This is a genomic window from Paenibacillus taiwanensis DSM 18679, from assembly GCF_000425125.1.
In the GTDB taxonomy this organism is placed as follows: Bacteria; Bacillota; Bacilli; order Paenibacillales; family Paenibacillaceae; genus Paenibacillus_B; species Paenibacillus_B taiwanensis.
Genome location: NZ_KE384309.1, coordinates 297,723 through 315,400, shown reverse-complemented (window position 1 = coordinate 315,400; position 17,678 = coordinate 297,723). Strand labels below are relative to the sequence as shown.

General features: G+C 46.3%; 17 protein-coding genes. 8 read left to right on the top strand and 9 right to left on the bottom strand.

Features of this window, described 5'->3' with window-relative positions; genetic code table 11:
* Nucleotides 1-17 precede the first annotated feature (17 nt).
* The 3 genes from H509_RS0122350 to H509_RS0122340 form a co-directional block, all read right to left on the bottom strand.
* Nucleotides 18-986 (bottom strand): sugar phosphate isomerase/epimerase family protein, encoded by a 969-nt coding sequence (locus H509_RS0122350; RefSeq protein ID WP_028547031.1) that lies wholly within the window; start codon nucleotides 984-986, stop codon nucleotides 18-20.
* 87 nt (nucleotides 987-1,073) lie between these two features.
* Nucleotides 1,074-2,156, bottom strand: a complete 1,083-nt coding sequence (locus H509_RS0122345) for a Gfo/Idh/MocA family protein (protein WP_028547030.1) — start codon at nucleotides 2,154-2,156, stop codon at nucleotides 1,074-1,076.
* A 58-nt stretch (nucleotides 2,157-2,214) separates the two neighbouring features.
* Entirely contained in the window at nucleotides 2,215-2,985 is a 771-nt protein-coding gene (locus tag H509_RS0122340; protein ID WP_028547029.1) for a sugar phosphate isomerase/epimerase family protein, read from the bottom strand.
* Nucleotides 2,986-3,188: 203 nt separating this feature from the next.
* Here H509_RS0122340 and H509_RS0122335 point away from each other — a divergent pair, with 203 nt between their 5' ends.
* The 4 genes from H509_RS0122335 (at nucleotide 3,189) to nagA (ending at nucleotide 7,115) form a co-directional block, all read left to right on the top strand.
* Nucleotides 3,189-4,043, top strand: coding sequence for a helix-turn-helix transcriptional regulator (locus tag H509_RS0122335; RefSeq protein ID WP_051287524.1), 855 nt, complete (start codon nucleotides 3,189-3,191; stop codon nucleotides 4,041-4,043).
* 310 nt (nucleotides 4,044-4,353) lie between these two features.
* Nucleotides 4,354-5,211 (top strand): MurR/RpiR family transcriptional regulator, encoded by an 858-nt coding sequence (locus H509_RS0122330; protein WP_028547027.1) that lies wholly within the window; start codon nucleotides 4,354-4,356, stop codon nucleotides 5,209-5,211.
* A 7-nt stretch (nucleotides 5,212-5,218) separates the two neighbouring features.
* Complete coding sequence (nagB, locus tag H509_RS0122325) at nucleotides 5,219-5,947, top strand: glucosamine-6-phosphate deaminase (RefSeq protein ID WP_028547026.1); 729 nt, start codon at nucleotides 5,219-5,221, stop codon at nucleotides 5,945-5,947.
* A complete protein-coding gene (nagA, locus tag H509_RS0122320) occupies nucleotides 5,940-7,115 on the top strand; it encodes an N-acetylglucosamine-6-phosphate deacetylase (protein WP_028547025.1) in 1,176 nt (391 codons plus the stop codon). The genes nagB and nagA overlap by 8 nt, the downstream gene beginning before the upstream one ends.
* 102 nt (nucleotides 7,116-7,217) lie before the next feature.
* On the opposite strand, the gene H509_RS27865 is transcribed toward nagA, so the two are convergent.
* The 3 genes from H509_RS27865 to H509_RS0122305 all read right to left on the bottom strand — a co-directional run bounded on the left by H509_RS27865 (nucleotide 7,218) and on the right by H509_RS0122305 (nucleotide 8,665).
* Nucleotides 7,218-7,394, bottom strand: coding sequence for a hypothetical protein (locus tag H509_RS27865; protein WP_157277893.1), 177 nt, complete (start codon nucleotides 7,392-7,394; stop codon nucleotides 7,218-7,220).
* 72 nt (nucleotides 7,395-7,466) lie between these two features.
* Complete coding sequence (locus H509_RS0122310) at nucleotides 7,467-7,691, bottom strand: helix-turn-helix domain-containing protein (RefSeq protein WP_019422432.1); 225 nt, start codon at nucleotides 7,689-7,691, stop codon at nucleotides 7,467-7,469.
* A gap of 188 nt (nucleotides 7,692-7,879) precedes the next feature.
* Nucleotides 7,880-8,665, bottom strand: a complete 786-nt coding sequence (locus H509_RS0122305) for a YhcN/YlaJ family sporulation lipoprotein (protein ID WP_028547024.1) — start codon at nucleotides 8,663-8,665, stop codon at nucleotides 7,880-7,882.
* Between the two features lie 255 nt (nucleotides 8,666-8,920).
* On the opposite strand from H509_RS0122305, the gene H509_RS0122300 reads away from it, so the two are divergent.
* Together H509_RS0122300 and H509_RS0122295 are read left to right on the top strand one after the other, a co-directional pair.
* Nucleotides 8,921-9,919 carry a ketoacyl-ACP synthase III gene (locus H509_RS0122300; RefSeq protein ID WP_028547023.1) on the top strand — a complete coding sequence of 333 codons (999 nt, stop codon included), beginning with the start codon at nucleotides 8,921-8,923 and terminating at the stop codon, nucleotides 9,917-9,919.
* Between the two features lie 249 nt (nucleotides 9,920-10,168).
* On the top strand, nucleotides 10,169-11,245 hold the full coding sequence (locus tag H509_RS0122295; RefSeq protein ID WP_028547022.1) for a glycosyltransferase family 4 protein: 1,077 nt from the start codon (nucleotides 10,169-10,171) through the stop codon (nucleotides 11,243-11,245).
* A 121-nt stretch (nucleotides 11,246-11,366) separates the two neighbouring features.
* On the opposite strand, the gene H509_RS0122290 is transcribed toward H509_RS0122295, so the two are convergent.
* Nucleotides 11,367-11,738 carry a hypothetical protein gene (locus H509_RS0122290; protein ID WP_028547021.1) on the bottom strand — a complete coding sequence of 124 codons (372 nt, stop codon included), beginning with the start codon at nucleotides 11,736-11,738 and terminating at the stop codon, nucleotides 11,367-11,369.
* A gap of 223 nt (nucleotides 11,739-11,961) precedes the next feature.
* Between H509_RS0122290 and H509_RS26350 the strand changes: the two genes are divergently transcribed.
* Together H509_RS26350 and H509_RS0122280 are read left to right on the top strand one after the other, a co-directional pair.
* The gene (locus H509_RS26350) at nucleotides 11,962-13,200 is read left to right on the top strand and encodes a glycosyltransferase family 4 protein (RefSeq protein ID WP_051287523.1); all 1,239 of its coding nucleotides are present in this window, start codon (nucleotides 11,962-11,964) and stop codon (nucleotides 13,198-13,200) included.
* Between the two features lie 46 nt (nucleotides 13,201-13,246).
* Nucleotides 13,247-13,429 (top strand): hypothetical protein, encoded by a 183-nt coding sequence (locus H509_RS0122280; RefSeq protein ID WP_028547020.1) that lies wholly within the window; start codon nucleotides 13,247-13,249, stop codon nucleotides 13,427-13,429.
* 84 nt (nucleotides 13,430-13,513) lie between these two features.
* On the opposite strand, the gene H509_RS0122275 is transcribed toward H509_RS0122280, so the two are convergent.
* Both H509_RS0122275 and H509_RS0122270 read right to left on the bottom strand, forming a co-directional pair.
* Nucleotides 13,514-16,414, bottom strand: coding sequence for a GAP1-N2 domain-containing protein (locus H509_RS0122275; protein ID WP_028547019.1), 2,901 nt, complete (start codon nucleotides 16,412-16,414; stop codon nucleotides 13,514-13,516).
* Complete coding sequence (locus H509_RS0122270) at nucleotides 16,411-17,673, bottom strand: TRAFAC clade GTPase domain-containing protein (protein ID WP_028547018.1); 1,263 nt, start codon at nucleotides 17,671-17,673, stop codon at nucleotides 16,411-16,413. The genes H509_RS0122275 and H509_RS0122270 overlap by 4 nt, the downstream gene beginning before the upstream one ends.
* Nucleotides 17,674-17,678 lie beyond the last annotated feature (5 nt).

Genomic DNA, 17,678 nt, shown 5'->3' with positions numbered 1-17,678 from the left:
CCAAAGTTCGGTTTCAGTTACACCCACCACATCTCACCTAACGGCTCTTTCATCAAGATCGGCTGCAAAGCTTGAACTGCCTTCGTAAATCCTTCATCTATCGACATCAGCCCGTCCTCATGCTCAATGCTAACGACATAGTCATAGCCAACTAAACGAAGCGCACTTATAATGTCTGCCCATGTCTTGGCATCATGACCGTAGCCTACCGTACGGAACTGCCATGCACGATCGAGCATGTTGGTATACGGCTGCATATCGGTAATCCCGTGCATGTTCACGTTAACCGGATCAATCGTCGTATCCTTTGCATGGAAGTGATGGATCGCCTGCTCGCGTCCCAGAATACGAATCGCTTGCACCGGATCAATACCTTGCCACCACATGTGGCTCGGGTCCAGATTAGCACCGATAACGTCCCCTACTGCTTCACGCAAGCGAAGAAGCGTTCCAGGAGAATGAACAGAGAAGCCACCATGCAATTCGAGGCCAATTTTAATGCCCCGCGCTTCGGCATACTGTCCAACTTCCTTCCAATAAGGAATCACTTTCTGAGACCACTGCCAATCAAGCACTTCCTTAAAATCATGTGGCCAAGGTGCAACGGGCCAGTTCGGATACTTGGCATCCTCGTGATCGCCAGGGCAGCCGGAGAAGCCGTTTACGACGGGCACTCCCAGCTCAGCTGCCAAGTCTAGTGTCGCCATAAAATCATCATGGAACGACTTGGCGATATCTTTCTGCGGGTGGAGCGGGTTGCCATGACAGCTAAGCGCACTAATCGTTAGCCCGCGAGAATTCACCGCAGTGCGAAAAGCTTCCAGCTTCGCAGCGTCAGCCAACAGCTCATGCGGATTGCAATGTTTGTTGCCTGGATAGCCGCCTGTGCCAATCTCTACAGCTTCTACCCCTTTAGCGGCTACCGTATCGAGTGCTTCTTCAAGCGATAATTGTCCATATAAAACTAAAAATACACCTAATTTCATGTTACATCCCCCTTGCAATTACGATTTATAGTTACATTGCCTTCTGTTTGTAACACACAGACTTTGCCTTTTATAATCCTTATCGTGTTATTCGAAATAAACCGCTTTTCCTGTGCGCGCCGACTCATAAATGGCCTCCAACAGCTCCGATACCACACAAGCCTGCTCAGGCGTCACTACAGGGTCTTTATCTTGAGCTATAGCCTCTAGCCACATACGCATTTCCAAATCCGTATCTTTCTCCGTCTCGCCGTCATAGAAAGCTACACCGCCAGAATCCAACTCAATCTTTTGCTCATATAAACGAGAGTGCTTCTCCCCGTTAATGGAAAGGCCATTCCACATGTCTGCGCCGCCTTCCGTTCCGCTGAGCGTACATTTGGCTTCCCCTACTTGTGTCGTATTTAGCGCCCAACTGGATTCAAGCATAATCGTTGCACCATTTTTCATGACGATCATACCAAAGGCAGAATCCTCCACCTTAAACTTTTCTGGGTCCCACGGTCCCCATGCGTTCGCTGCGTTCTCCTTCTGGCCCAGCTTATGATACGAAGTGCCTAATACAACCTTAGGCTCATAGTTGTCCATCATCCACAGCGTCAAATCGAGTGCGTGTGTGCCAATATCGATAAGCGGACCTCCACCTTGCTTCTCTTCGTCCAGAAATACCCCCCATGTCGGGACAGCACGACGGCGAATCGCATGTGCTTTCGCATAATACACCTCGCCTAAAGTTCCGTCTTCACATACTTTTTTCAGGTATTGGCTATCTGCACGGAAACGATTGTTGTAACCAATCGTCAGCTTCTTCCCTGTACGTTTTGCTGCCTCTACCATACGGCGGGCGTCAGCCGCTGTTTTAGCCATCGGTTTTTCACACATGACGTGCTTGTCGCTTTCTAACGCAGCAATCGTAATTTCTGCATGAGAGTCATTTGGTGTACATACATGAATGATATCAATCGACTTATCTGCTAACACTTCCTTATAGTCGGTGTATACTTTAGCATCTTCCTTGCCGTACTTCGCTTTTGCCTCAACAGCACGCTCTTCCACAACGTCACAAAAGGCTACCATTTCAGCATTCGACTGCTTTGCCAGTGATGGCATATGTTTGCCGTTGGCAATGCCGCCACAGCCAATAATTGCGATACGATATACTTTAGTCATTCGTAATTCCTCCTCATTATTTAACGGTTTATAGGTTTGCAAAAATAGTCGTTGTAAGTTAAAACAAATCCAAGTCTTTCAAGTTGGCGGTAATCCAATCCAAGCTTGCTTCTACGCTTTCCAGCGAGCCGCGCTGTGTGACGTCTTGCTCCACAATTAACCATTCAGCGCCTATACGGCTGGCAGCCTTGGCAATTGCCGTCAAATCAAGCTCTCCTTTGCCAAGCTCAACCGTAATTGGAGCGCCTTCCGGTGTACGCGCCAAATCTTTAAAGTGAACGAGCGGCAGACGCTCGGCGTATTTCTCCATCCACTCTACGGGCTCATGCCCGCTATACTGCACCCAGCACACGTCAAGTTCTTGGATCAATTGTGAAGCCGGCAGCGCATCAAAAATGCGTTCAAATACCGTTCTTCCCTCAACAATAGTCGTAAATTCAAAGTCATGATTGTGGTATCCTAGCCGTAGTCCGTGTCGTTGCAAACGCTCTGCTGCATGCTTCAACTTGCCTAGCGTCTCATGTAATGCTGTTAAAGAATCATATTGTTCCTTCGGCAGCCACGGACAAATTAAATAGGAACTGCCAATTGCCAAGCTCATCTCCATATGCTCATCTAAATTATTTGTAAGCTGCTCCAAGCTAATATGACTGCCCACAGCTGCCAATCCTAAGCGTGATAACGTAGTTTTCATTTCCTCAGGCGATAATCCGCCGTAACCTGCCAGTTCTACACCTTCATAACCCATACTTGCAATACGTTCCAATGTGCCAACAAAATCGCGTTCTGTCTCATCACGGACTGTATACAATTGTAAACCGATACGCATAATGTCCACCTCGATACTTCAAAGTATTTGTGTTGGTCATTCCTAAAACGGTGATTCGATAATTTGAAAAGGTTTTCATTTGAACGGTTTCATTGTCCCATACCTATAGTCATAAAGGAATGAAGTATATCGCACTAACCTGAACAATCCTGCTATATATGATATAATCCATCTGAACTTATTGTAAAAAGGAGCTGCTGACTTTGAGCAAAAATGCACATAATCAGACCGAGCAGCAATTTCCCATTTTGCATGCCGGATACGCCCGCCATCGCAAGCCGCTCAGCCTTGTCATTCCATCGCTGAAACATTACATTATTCGAATCCAGCTTGAGGGAACCGCTCATATTCGAACAGCTGATCAATATGTCCAGATCTTGCCTGGACAGCTTATTATGCTTAGCCCAAAGCAGCACTACGACCTCAAAATCGGATACAAAAACCCTGAGTCTCTGGAAACGATGACAAAGGTGCACAGCCTTGATTACTATATGATGGTTAACGGGCCTTGGGTAGAAAAATGGTGGTCGGAGCACCAGCCTCCCTGGTTGTCTAATCACGCCATTGACGATCGAATGCTCGCCATATGGCGTGAGATTATGCAAGAGCAGCGACTGTCAGAAAATCACATGAACGATATTGTCAGACATTTGACATTTGTATTATTTCTTATGTTTGAGCGTGCCTTGCAGCACCCGCATATGATTAGCCTTGACGATCGGACTACACAACTTGCACACCGCATGAAGCAATACATTGAGCTTAACGCAACGGAAAGTTTCAGCATACAGGACGTCGCGGCGTCTGTTCAGGTTAGCGCATCACGTGCTTCCCATTTGTTTAAGGACGTTTTCCAGCAGTCCATTATGGACTATGCCATTGAGGTGCGGATAAGTATGGCATGTGAGCGTATTTTGCACGGCTACATGTCGCTTGAACAAATAGCGGAAATGTGCGGATTTCAGAGCTATACTTATTTCCATCGAACATTCCGCAACCGGCTGGGCCTGTCTCCCAAGCAATTCCGTGAGCAGCGACAATTTCAAGATGGACAGTAAATTTCTACGAACGGGCACCCTATATTTGACGGTTATGAAACAATGATGGAATTGGCTTGCACGCACCTATTTTCTTCGCTATGATAAGGGTGTCTACTAAAATTATTTTCATGACATTGGATTAAATAATTAAAATTTTTTTCACAGCAGCTACCCTTACGCAGGGAATACTTGGTGAAATCAGGACGCTAGTAAGTTACAACTGCTACATTTGTTATACCTGTTCTATTTTCATACCTGTTACATCTGAGGCATCTGTTATATCGTTTAAACCCAAGCATTACGCTGATATGAAGTGAGATGAATTACATTGTCGAGTATTCTCCATGCCATCCGGCAGCAGTTAGAACATTTGCATCAACAAGAGCGCAAGCTGGCTGACTATATGCTTCAATTTCCGGGTAATGTGGTAACGATGGGCATTACGGAGTTAGCCGAGCAATCCGGTACTTCCGCGGCTACGGTGACCCGATTTTGCAAATCGCTTCATTTTCGTGGATATCCCGATTTTAAGACGAAGCTGGCCGCAGATTTGGCTCAGCAGACTACACCCTTGACTTATCAAGATATTATCGCTGGTAATCAATTGGCGGATATCGTTACGGCAATTGAATCCAATCATCTTCGTTCCATCTCGGATACGACTAGACTGTTGGATGTACAAGCGCTAGCACGTGCGATTGCTGCGCTGCAGCACGCGCGGCACATTGACTTGTACGGCGTTGCCACATCAGGCATCGTTGCGATGGACTTCTATCAGAAGCTTGTCCGTATTGGCAAGCGAGCGACCGCCTTTGCTGATCCACATATGCAGATCACATCTGCCGCCAATCTGGGCGCAGATGATGTAGCTATCGCCATATCCTATTCGGGTGAAACACCCGAGACGATTGATTCCTTGCAGTGCGCCAAGGAGCGCGGAGCTACTACGATTTCGCTGACGAAGGTTGGTCATAACCGTCTCGCTAACTTAGCAGACATCAACTTATTTGCCTCTTCCTTAGAAGAGGGCATGCGCCGTGGAGATATGGCATCACGAATTGCGCAGCTCCATGTGATTGACATTATTTTTGCCGGCATGGTCAGTGAGCAGTTCGACGAACATATTCCGAAACTCGAACAATCGTATCGCATGGTACGCAAGTACCGTAAAGATAAAGGGAGGTAATATTGTAATGAATATTATGACATTTAATACCAACGAAGAATTAAACCAAATTGGTGCTGGCATCGTCGCAAGCCTAATTCAAACCAAACCGAATGCGGTACTTGGTCTAGCTACTGGCAGTTCTCCTATCGGTATTTACCAAGAACTGATTCGTCTTTATGAAAAAGGATACGTCAGCTTTAAAAATGTGCACTCCTATAACTTGGACGAGTACGTAGGCTTACCGGAAGGTCATCCAGAAACGTACCGCTCCTTCATGAACACACAATTGTTTAACCATGTCGACATTAACAAAGATAACACGCGTGTTCCTGATGGCAATGCTGCTGATCTTGAAGCAGAATGCAAGCAGTACGACGCTGCTCTTGCACAAGCGTCTATTGATATTCAATTTCTCGGCATCGGCCACAATGGGCACATCGGCTTTAATGAGCCTGATCAGCAGTTGCATGGTGGTACTCATGTCGTACAACTAAAAGATGAAACACGTCAAGCCAACGCTCGATTTTTTGATTCGATTGATCAAGTGCCTACGCAAGCTGTAACGATGGGCGTCGGTTCCATTTTAAAAGCAAAAATGATTTTGTTGATCGGCCGTGGCGCAGAAAAAGCAGATATTATCCATCGTGCCCTGACAGGTCCTATTACAACGGAAGTTCCGGCTTCCTTGCTGCAAACTCATCCAAATGTTGTCGTATTGCTCGACAAGGAGGCGGCACAAAAGTTCAATGACTAACTCAACCTTCACACTTAAAAATGCACGTATCGTGACACTGAATGGTCTTATTCATGACGGAATTGTGCGCGTAGAGGATGGACGCATCACTTATATTGGCACCCTCTCGCAGTTGACTCAAGTGGAACAAGCCTGGCTGTCTAATGCCATCGACGCAGAGAACGGTTACGTTATGCCTGGCTTTATTGACGTTCACGTTCACGGGGGCTTTGGCGCAGACTTTATGGACGCCACTCACACTGCTTACGATCAGATTACGAAGTTCCATATGGAACATGGCACAACAACTATGCTGGCGACATCGATGACACAGTCTCATGAGGCGTTGGACAAAGTTGTTGGCGCTGTAGATACCTACATGAAAAGCGATTCAAAATATGCACAGCTTGCAGGCTTGCATTTAGAAGGTCCATTTGTAAACCCTAAATACAAGGGTGCCCAAAATGACGCCTTTATGATGGATGCACAAATCGACTGGCTGGAAGGGTGGCATGAACGTCATCCTGGCGTAATGAAGCAGTTAAGCCTTGCGCCTGAGCGTGATAACGCACTTAACGCCATTCGCTGGTGCCGCGCGCACGGCATCAATGCAGCGGCTGCTCATACAGATGCTACGTATGAGCAGTTAACGGAAGCGGCAAATGCAGGCTTGAACCAAGCCGTTCATACCTTTAACGCGATGACACCTGTCCATCACCGCAATCCGGGTGTCGCTGGCGGCGTGCTGACGGATGACCGCATTGCAGCCGAAGTAATCGCAGACGGACATCATGTCCATCCGGCGTGCATCAAGCTGCTCGTACGCTCCAAAGCGGCTGGTAAGCTGATTTTGATCACGGATGCGATGTCAGCAGCCGGCATGCCTAACGGTCAATACGACCTTGGCGGATTGCCAGTAACGGTTGTCGACGGTGTGGCACGCCTGACGGAAGGCGGCTCGCTTGCTGGCAGCACCTTAACGATGATCGGTGCGATCCAGTTTGTAACTCGTCACGTCGGATTGTCCGTCGAAGAAGCGTCCATGCTGGCAAGTATCAATCCTGCTAAACAAATCGGAATTGATGATGTAACAGGCAGCATCGAAGTCGGCAAACAAGCAGACCTTGTCTGGACTGATGCAGCGCTCAACATTAGAAAAGTATGGGTTAAAGGTCATACTCATATGTAGTCGAACTACAGAAGAAGGCACTCCTACGTCTGCTGAGCAGATACAGGAGTGCCTTTTATGTACTTGGTGAAGAGGGTAAGCATTTTATGAACCCTACACGCCTTACTTCGACGATATAGCAGGCATAGAGCCAACAAACAAAGCTTGGCTTGTCCATCTTTGCCTAAAAATAGAGACGTCTCGCCCTACACCTTCAAGACAATGAAGATATATACAGGCGGGACGCCTTTCATCTATCCGACGCAAGCCGTCAGTGGTGTACTGCAGCAGCCTGCTCATCAAAGAGCCTCCTATCCATACCGCTTTCCGGCATGGAGCCAGAAGTTTAAATGGTCAGGGCGATGGGCAATGTCAGATTTTGAGCTCCCCAAGCTTGATCAGCTCGACTACCGCTTGCGAACGACCCTTTACGTTTAATTTCTGCATCACATTCGATATGTGATTTCGTACCGTTTTCTCGCTTATGAATAGTTGTTGTGCGATATCACGGGTCGTTTTGTCCTGAACAAGCAATTCAAAGACTTCGCGCTCACGGTTCGTCAATAGGAATTTGCTTTTGTGATCGCTACCCTTCAAGTGTCACCCCTCCTTGCCCGAGTTTTTGTAATTTAACAAGGTTAAGGGATACAGTCAAATTTATACTATGAAGGGCAATTACACTTGGTGCGATCGAATAAAAAAATGGGCTGCGCGCACCCGCCCTGCAAACTGCAACAGCTTGCACAAGACACGAGTGCTTGAGCCCATTTTAACATTAGAAGTAGTTATCTCATACCAGGAGCCATGTTTCGAGTATGGTTAGGAGCTTCATTTGTCGGGAATATACGCCCAACAAGCTCTTGAAACTCCACATTTAAACCGTGCAGCGGGTGTCCTTGCTTGGCATAATTGGCGTACTGGTTCATGCGATCAACAAAATTAGCGTCAGCAGACACGTATACATTGTTACATTCAGGTGCCATCTTTTTAACTTCCTTGCCAATGATCGATTTTAAATTATCGTTAAGGATAGCTGTCTTGGCATGATTGGTGGAACGAGTGTAGGTTTTATCCAGACTATAAGGGTGTACATTGTTTGTTCCTTGTTTCATATGCGAATTCGATTCTGTTGTTACCGCCACATAAGCATTATTGTCCGTTACAAATACGTTAGCAGACTTGACTCCCGGTAATGCCGTAATTTTGTCGGCAATCTTCTGACTCACCTGCATACGTTTAAAACCGTGGCTGTTGCCATTGGTGTTGCCATAAGTGTTATAGTTTCGCCCCATATTTGTTCCATATCGGTTGTAATTGTTGGCATCATACGCATTCCGACCCATATCATAATCAGTTCCATACGTATTGTAGGTGCCTCGATAACCATTGTAATTGCGCCCTGTGTTATAATTCGCATCATTATAAGGATTAATTCCATTGTGGCCATCATAACGTACTGAATTTGTACGTATGCCCTTCGCCGTCATATCCTTGTTGCCAAAGCACCCGGTTAACCCTGTCATCATGACTACTGCCGCTGTCACCGCGAGCAAAGCTTTTCTAATTTGCATGTACGTGCCTCCTATAAGCAGTTAGTGGTTTGATGGGATCGTGATGTTGCATTCAGTATGGTGCGTCCTCTGTACCGAACTTATGCTGACACCTTCATCCCTGCTTTGCAGCTAATTTTCTCCGTAGTCATCGTTTGGCAATAGCTCCTTTCTTAAGTATTGACAGAGCATGGTATGATTTGTATTATAATTAGTACCTAGTACTAATATCTAGTTCTAAATTTAGGGTTACATTAATTAACAAGGAGGCTTTCCATGCCTACAGTCCAATTAAACACGACCGCACGCATTACTGCATTTGCTGCATATGCACCAGAAGAGGTGCTGACAAATGACTATTTCGCCTCTTTTTTAGATACAAACGATGAATGGATCGTTCAACGAACAGGCATGAAAGAACGAAGAAAAGCAGCGGAACATCAATATGCTAGCGATTTGGCCTTTGAAGCCGTTATGCGTATGACGGAGCGGTATCCCTCCTGCCTCCAGGGTGTCGATGCTATTTTAGTAGCGACTTCAACGCCGGATACTTTTTTTCCAAGTACAGCCGCAATTGTGCAAGCTCGCCTGCAGCTGCCTGATTGCTTGGCGTTAGATATATCCAATGCCTGCGCAGGCTTTGTTAGTGCCATGCAGATGGCAATCGGTCTAATTGATGCGGGCATGCACCAAAAAGTAATCGTTATTGGCACCGAGGTGCTCACAAAAACGGTAGATTATTCTGACCGTTCAACGTGCATCCTATTTGGTGACGGTGCAGGCGCCATTATTTTAGAATCTGATCCACAATCACCCGCAACTTGCCTTGCTGCAAGCTCCGTTACAACGGGTGATCTTAGCGGTACGTTATATCGCACCGCTGTAAGCTGTAAGCTTAATGGTCTTGATCTGACAGAGGACGGCAAGCTTCATCAAAACGGACGGGAAGTATACAAGTGGGCTCTCCAGCAAATTCCTGCCCAGCTTCAGCACCTGTTGAATAAGGTTGATCTGACTGCGAGCGACTTGGATATTTTTGTCCCGCATAGTGCTAACTTGCGCATGATAGAGAGCATCTGCGACAGAACAGGCATTAAAATGGAGCATACTTTAACAAGCGTGCAACGTTACGGAAATACATCAGCGGCAAGTATCCCGCTTGCAATTGAAGAAGGTATCCGTGACGGAAGATTAGTAGCGGGTAAGCTTATGCTGCTTTATGGCTTCGGTGGCGGACTATCACAAGCTGGGCTGTTAATCCGCTGGACCTTATAACGATATCCTACTTATCAAGAGTACAGATTTATATTACCCTTATGAATTTGAATATAGCCAAGCAGGCAGCATAAATTTACACTGTCTGCTTCCGTGCCTGACAGCGTTTTTAGCCGCTATAACACAATAGTTGCACCCACACCAATCTTGGCCACATTACATACAGTACAGACAACAAGAGCATACAACCGCCATGCTGTGCGACCTCAAATGCTTAATGACTTCCCTTGAAATGAGGCGGCATGAAAAATGAACGTATTGTTTACTTTTTTTGTACCAAGTGGTGGGATTGAAACCTTAAATCGTTTGCGTTGCCAAACGCTGCTTCGAGGCGGAATCCAAGGTCATTTGCTATATACGCAGCACGGTGCAGGAATCCAAAATAACGTCAGCCATATCCCCACTTTTATAACGAATCAAGACGATCAGTTGGAATCGCTAATAACAAAATATCAATACAAAGCTATATTTGTCTCCTCCGACTACTTGATGCTGAGGCGAATACGAACGTTAGGCTACATTGGCCCGCTTATTTTTGAAGCACAGGGCTTGGGTATGCATGCCGCAGCAGAAAAAACGATGTTGGAAGCACTACCCTTTCTACGCGAATATGCAAATGGCGTGCTGCTGCCTGCTACTTCTCATCTGATTGAGCTGTTTGAACATTACTGTCCGTGGCTGCCTCGATTTTCATTCCCTAACGTCATTGATACTTCGACATTCCATTATGAAGCTCGTCATCCACTCCCTTATCCAGTTATTGCTTGGGTTGGACGTCTGGAAGCTAACAAAAATTGGTTACACTTTCTCGAAATTAGCTGGAGTCTAACTAAACTCATTCCTGCTTTGCAGCTGTGGATGTTTACAGATCCAAACATAGCAGAAGACCGCAAACCATTCGAGCATATGATTGACAAGCTTGGACTTCGTAATAAGCTAACTATCTTTCATAATGTGCCCCATGCTGAGATGATGGTTTATTTATCAATGGTCGGTGATTCAGGGGGATTGCTTCTATCCACATCCATTTTAGAGGGATTCGGTTACGCAGTTGCAGAAGCTATGTGCTGCCGCTGTCCCGTTTTGAGTACCGACTCTGACGGTGTACGCGCCTTTATAATCCACAACCAGACAGGCTTGTATTATCGTCACGGCCATATTCAACAAGCGGTCCAAGAGGCTATACGACTAATGACCGATCAACGTCTCCGCGCCACAATAAGAGAGGCAGGCGTCACTCACATCCAATCTCATTTTTCTCCTGACCTTTACCTGAAACAATTTACGAGCATGCTTGCACAACTTCCACTACACATCAAGCCTTAGTTACAACAAACGGACGTCTGCTCGGTTCCCCCGCCCATACGTCCGTTTTAACGCTGATTCCCTCAACATAGTGCCGACCTGTACATAAGTAACAAAACTATTTAGGAGAACTATTTTAATACTAGGCGTCTGCCGATAATATATCCACTTCCGTAAATGCTTCCATTCCAATCGTTCGAATGACCGCACGCTGATTATCTTTAAACACAGCTTCAATAACAAGTGGATGATGCCCGGTTATCGTCGTAAATATTTGTATACCAAAGGCTCCTGGCTGCAACCGCATCTCCTGAATTTTTAATGCAGACGACGAGTCATTTTTAGCTTTTAGTCTGTTTAAGTGCTCTGCTGCAACTACACCATTACATATAAGTCGAACTAATACGTTGGCTGCGCGATGATGCTCGTTCGTAATATGCAAATCCAACACTTTGACTTCTTTACCTTCCTCTGTTTCCGGATTGTTAAATATAGTAGAATAGTATACCCCCATCGCCTTCTCCCTTCACTATTACGCCGATAGCTATCGTGTTTAACATATGCAGCAGCTTCATTTTAGGCAAGGGTATACGCCTATCTTCTCTTGCATGAATCTTCCCACGCCAAAATGGCTCGCGTTAACATGGGCTGCGATACCGTATTTCATAGAGAAATCACCTATACGCATAGTGAAGATACACCATATACTACAATATCCTGATAGGAATGGGATCGTGATGGTGATGAAAATATTGCTCGCTACTTTTTGGGAGCTTCCGCATTTGGGTGGTGTTTGGCCTTTGATGGAGAGGCTCGCACAAGATTTCATGCGGCAAGGTTATGAGGTTGATATATTGGGCAACCATGCCGAATACTATCATCTCGTTAATCGGCAGCTCAAGTTTTATAAATCCTCGTACTTGCCTCTAATCGAGTCTCATCTTCGACAAACGGGCTTAGCGACTGTGCCCGTCATCTATCATAATGAGCTGGATCGGTATACATTGGAATGTGTCGCCTCAAGTCTTCGGCTCGAACAATACGACCTGATCCATACACATGATGTCATTTCCGCATGTGCATTCGCACGAGTCAAGCCAGCGAAGCTGCCTTTAATCGTCAATCCGCACGGTTCCCTGCCAGGTGAAATTCAGCTTTTGATGGACTCTCATTCGGCAGTTGATCGTGTTGACCATGATATGAAGTCCATATTGCACTATTACCGCACGATCGAGCAGCAGGGCCTACGATCCGCTTCTCATGCTGTAACTTCTTCTAAATGGCTTCAAAAAGGGTTTGTGGAGGATTACGGCATCGCCGCTCATCACATATCCGTATTTCCTTACGGTATGGATACGGTCAAATATAAGCAGCTTTTAACTACACGGAACGAGATCAGTCGCCCACCTCTTAAAAAAGTAATTACTTTTGCAGGGCGGCTCGTCCATTTAAAAGGGATCGAAGTCCTTATTCGGGCTTTGGCCAAGCTAAAAACAGAGCGTAATGATTGGATATGCTGGATTGTCGGAGACGGTCCTAAGCGTGGGGAATATGAGCAGTTGGCAGCAGCCCTTGATCTTCAGCAAGCTATTACCTTCTGGGGTGCACGATCAGACGTGCCTTGCTTTATGGCGATGACCGACATTTATGTACAGCCTAGCCTCCAGGACAATCAGCCATTATCAGTCATTGAAGCGCAGCTGGCAGGTAATGCTGTTATCGTGTCCAATGCCGGAGGACTGCCTGAAATGGTTGAGCATCGATTAACAGGTCTTATCGCACCTAAAAATGATGAGATTGCCTTGTACACACTACTCAATGAACTGCTGCAATCCGAGGAAACAAGACGTAAGCTTGGCGCTAAAGCTCGCCTATTTAGTCAGAAGCATTGGTCCATTGATCAATATAATACAAAAATGATGCGAATGTATAAGCACGTAATGCGTAGCAGCCACGATTCAGCCCCGACTGACTAAGGCAACCGTACAAATTCATATATGATCGCGCAGGAGGTGTTTTCATATGCAAGTGCCAGGCAGCTTGTATAGCAATCTATTTTTGACCCGACCTTCTTCAGATGAAATTCGGGTGGAATCCCTCATCTGGAATAGAATCATTGAGCATGTACCAGACCACTATGTCATCCCAGATCTTCAAGTGGTAGCCCCTTTTGTAGATACAAATTCATTAATTACGCGTACTTGAAAAAGTTAATCGAAGCGTGCCTAGCCCGGACTGGGCACGCCGCATATCAAAAAGGGGCATTTCTGCCCCTTTCTCCTCACTTGCTCATTTTGTAATAAATGGAAAAATAGTTGTACCAACAGCCACCTCACGGATGTCTGCCGTGCTGATCTGTTCGCCTAACTGTACTGTTATCCGATAGGATAGAGGGTTTCCAGCCTCCTCATTACTTGGGGGCAACTTTACGTTGTGAGCGGGAGTACCTGCTCCATGATTTGCGGGCTGATTAGTGTTAGCTTCGGCTGGACCTTGTCCTTGTCCTTGTTCACCTTCATGCCCAGCTTCCCCAGTCGGCATTACAGAGTCTTGCTGATCTTGTGCTGCCGGCTTGCAAGTCGAAAGCCCCTTCCGATCCTTATACTCCAATTGCTTCCCGTCGTTAAAAGTAATCTGTATTCGGGATGCATCAAACTTGGCACAATCGGCTTCAGCTGCGACTAAAAATACGAGCTGTGTTAACACCTTATCTACACCTTCAACTTTATCCGTGACAGTCTCGGCAAATACATGAGGCTTCTGCTCTTTTCTTGGCTGTGGCAAAGGATTTGTGTCAGGCTGTTTCCCTTCCGCGGGCTGCTCCGCTACTACAGGAGAAGACGGTGCAAATACACCAGCAGCTTGCAGCCCCAGCAGCGTACCCCCAACAACGACTAACGCCGTTACAAGGATCAAACTCGATTTCTTGTTTCGATTAAAAAACTTTACGAGCGGTGACGACAGTTCCATTCTGGCCTTATCATAAACAGGCTTAAGTGCAGTACCTGCTTGCTCAAAATAAGCCTTGCGATTAGCTCTATTTTTAAAAGCGTCACGATCATGCTTCTTAAAGTAAGAAACAATTGCAGCGGCGTATGCAGGTGCCAGCTTCCGCGAGCGAACGAATTTTAGCTGCGTCTCTGACCATTTCATAAATTGATACAACGTTTCTTTGTCCGGTGAGTTCAACTGCAAATAATGAAGCAGTGCGCCGTAATCAACCGTGCCACTTGGTGCTTCACAGTAGAACGCCAGCACTAATCTGCCAAACTGATCTGGTACGATATCCCGCTGCAGCCAGTTGCGTCCCAACTGTTGGACCTGATCCAGCTCCGATAACGTAAGATCATCAAATACGGACTCGTCCGGCTCATGCTCCACAAACCATTGATAAGCTGCAAGCATAATGGCCGCTTTACTTTGAACCTGTTGGTTAAACCGAGCCGCCCAAGACTTCACTTCATCCGGATATTGTAGAAATCCGATTTTCAGCAGTTGCTCTTTTCGAAGCTGCTCCAAATTAAGCTCCGTCAGCAGAAACAGATCAGCTGAATAAGACAACTTCTGCATTAAAGTACCGTTACCGTAGTCACGATCACGCTCTAGCAGCTCATCGATGAGGTGGTGAGTCGCGGTAACTGCCGCCACAGCGTCTGATTCTGTGCGCAGCTTGCTCATTAATTGCTTTTCCGCCTGCTCCACAAAAAAGGCATTTTTAAGCGTCTGCGGATGTAAAGATGACCAGTTGTACGCCAACTGTACAACATCCTCAGCTTTTAGAGCCGCGTGCAATTGCTGCTCAATGTAAGGCTCAAACAGTTCGTGTGCCTTGCCCAAATTTAATACCGTATCAAAAAAGGCACGGCTTAATGACGGCTGGCTGCTAATTAACGTATAAAACGCCTCTGCACGGTCCTTGCGTTTATCCAATTGCGCATTATGAATCGCGCTTATCAAATAAGCAATCAGCTGCTTGTCCACATCGGTATCAGGCAGCTCTGCATACTCTTTCAAACATTTAACTAGCTGCAATTCCGGAACTTGGCGTTGCTTCACCAGTTCAAATTCCCGTGTAAACCGCGACATAAATAGTTCGTTAAGCCGCTTCTTACCCGTTATGGCCCCTGCTGGCGTCAAATATTGTAGCATAGCCATCAGCACCGCATTTTTGTTCACATCGTACAGCGCTTCGTTGCCCGCTTCAACCTGATAAAATACAGCAAGCTCATGGTAGCTTGTAATCGCGGTCTGACGAACGACATCCATATCTGCCAGCATCTGCTCTGCAAACCGATAAAAATCTACTGCTCGATCAAGCTGCGTCAAGTTCGTCCATGCCAAGTCCAGATAAGGCTGCTTGCTGAAATCTACATCTACATTTGTCACACGTTGTGAAACAAGATCAAACGTATAGTCTTTATCTATATTCCGATCGTTCGGTCTAAGACTGCCTTGCTCAACAAAAGTCAGGTGTATACCTTTGCGGCTTTGCGGTTCCTTTGCATAGGTAATGAAACCGAGCGTTTGGCGGAATGCATACGGCAGGCAGGTATAAAGTACGCCGAGTAATCGAGTGGCTGTCTTAGTTATGTGCTCAATCGGCACATCGAGCGCCACATACACTTTACGCTTCGAAGCAACAGACGACATAACCGCAAACAACAGCTGCTTAAACCGTGTTTCATCCATACCGATGCTGCCCAGCCACGCAATGGGATCAGCAACTGCCACGTGTTGCTCACCTGTTGGCAAACCATTCAGCTCTGCCAACTCCATGCCCTGCTCAATATCGTAGCTGTCCAAGTACAGCGTATCCAGCCATGAGTTATTCTGATTGACGATGTCTGCGATGCGGTCTGCCGGAATGACATAGTTATGCGTAAAAAAAGTGCTGCGCAGACCAGTAAAGTCCGTTGAACGATAGACGCTGCGCCCCAGCACCATCTGTCCTGTATCATTGTGAAACAAATGCATCGCCTGCGGATAAGCCGCATCTTCCTTCTCCCCGCGTGCAGACAATTGTGCGGGCGCATCATATACACAAAACGGGTGCAGTACTTTTTTAATCCAGCTCGGATCTAGTGCGCTGGATTTAGCAATCGTATCGTACCCTTCGGTGGAGCGAAAAATACCGCGCCGTTCTCTCGTGTACAACTGCTGCTGAATCTTACTGGGATCGGATAACGTCAACGTTCTTCTCTCCCTTCGATGTAATTCAGTTTATACAGCAGCCAAATAAAGGGCTCGTCTACACGGACTGGACTCACTACCCCTTGAAGCTTTTGATCAACCGGATTGCTGCCAAGCGCAGATACCGCAAAATAGGCCGTGTTTGAGAAATAAACGTCCATCGTACCTTTAAAAGGACGATCCACCTTTTCAATAAATCGTCTGATTTCACCGTCTATATTTTCGAACTCAGCGACATCCAAATATTTGCGGTGTACAACGTTGTTAAAAATGTTGCTGTTAGACTTAATGTACTCGCCATCCTCATCCTTTAAGGAATGCAGCATATCACTCTTTGTCAGCACAACCGCGGTAGGGATGTCTGTCTTGTTCTTCGCCTCGTAAGCGATAAAGTCACCAAACATCGTCAGCACCACATCACGCGGTTCATCATATTGCGGAACCCAATTGTCTGATGTATCGCCGTATTTAATGCGAATTTTCTCCCGAATGGATCGAATTTGCAGCGGGTCTACCATAAACAAAATTCCAGCCGAGTTCTTGATATGCTGGCCATGCAAGCCCAAATAATCTTGGTCCACCATACCCTCGCCTGCAACGTCAAAAAACACGAGTGTAAGTGGAGGCTTTGACTCATCCTTAAACACAAATTGGAAAATAAACGGTTCCTGCATCTTCTCTTTTTGTGTGGAAGCAAGCAAGTCTCCCCGCTCGAATAGCGGCTCCTCGTACATCGTACGAAATTTACGGCTAATCTCTGCATTAAGCGGCATACAAGCAGCATCAAAATGATCAGCTGTCATATGCTGGAGCGTATGAATTAGCGATGTCATGTATACTGATTTACCAACCTGAGAAGCACCGATGATCGAAATGATGTTGCTTGGCACTTTTCCTGCTGTAACCGGCAGCTCATTGTGGCAGTTCGGACATAATCGGCTTCTGGTCACAACACCGTATCGATCATTTAGACCAATCAGCACATGGTCGGAGTATATATGATGCTCCTCTGGAATGTCCTGCGGATTAAGCACCGCCTCCATGTCATACACGGTGTCCAATCCGAAACGCTCGCGATATTTATTAAGCTTCTCATCTTCCTGCAACGCATAATTTTCATCATCCTCGCGGTGATGTGCTGCACGAAATACGACCGCTTCAGGCATAAATTTGCTAAAACAGTAAGGACAGACAATATCGTAGTAGAGCGGCTTCGGCGCCGTCTGTGGTTTCTTTTTAAACAAATCAAAAATACCCATACTGA

Coding starts and splice junctions, on each gene's coding strand:
- H509_RS0122295 (WP_028547022.1), top strand. CDS start 10,169: ATGAACGTATTGTTTACTTTTTTTGTACCAAGTGGTGGGATTGAAACC.
- H509_RS27865 (WP_157277893.1), bottom strand. CDS start 7,394: ATGAGCAGGCTGCTGCAGTACACCACTGACGGCTTGCGTCGGATAGAT.
- H509_RS0122345 (WP_028547030.1), bottom strand. CDS start 2,156: ATGACTAAAGTATATCGTATCGCAATTATTGGCTGTGGCGGCATTGCC.
- H509_RS0122340 (WP_028547029.1), bottom strand. CDS start 2,985: ATGCGTATCGGTTTACAATTGTATACAGTCCGTGATGAGACAGAACGC.
- H509_RS0122270 (WP_028547018.1), bottom strand. CDS start 17,673: ATGGGTATTTTTGATTTGTTTAAAAAGAAACCACAGACGGCGCCGAAG.
- H509_RS0122290 (WP_028547021.1), bottom strand. CDS start 11,738: ATGGGGGTATACTATTCTACTATATTTAACAATCCGGAAACAGAGGAA.
- H509_RS0122305 (WP_028547024.1), bottom strand. CDS start 8,665: ATGCAAATTAGAAAAGCTTTGCTCGCGGTGACAGCGGCAGTAGTCATG.
- H509_RS0122280 (WP_028547020.1), top strand. CDS start 13,247: ATGCAAGTGCCAGGCAGCTTGTATAGCAATCTATTTTTGACCCGACCT.
- nagA (WP_028547025.1), top strand. CDS start 5,940: ATGACTAACTCAACCTTCACACTTAAAAATGCACGTATCGTGACACTG.
- nagB (WP_028547026.1), top strand. CDS start 5,219: ATGAATATTATGACATTTAATACCAACGAAGAATTAAACCAAATTGGT.
- H509_RS26350 (WP_051287523.1), top strand. CDS start 11,962: ATGGTGATGAAAATATTGCTCGCTACTTTTTGGGAGCTTCCGCATTTG.
- H509_RS0122350 (WP_028547031.1), bottom strand. CDS start 986: ATGAAATTAGGTGTATTTTTAGTTTTATATGGACAATTATCGCTTGAA.
- H509_RS0122300 (WP_028547023.1), top strand. CDS start 8,921: ATGCCTACAGTCCAATTAAACACGACCGCACGCATTACTGCATTTGCT.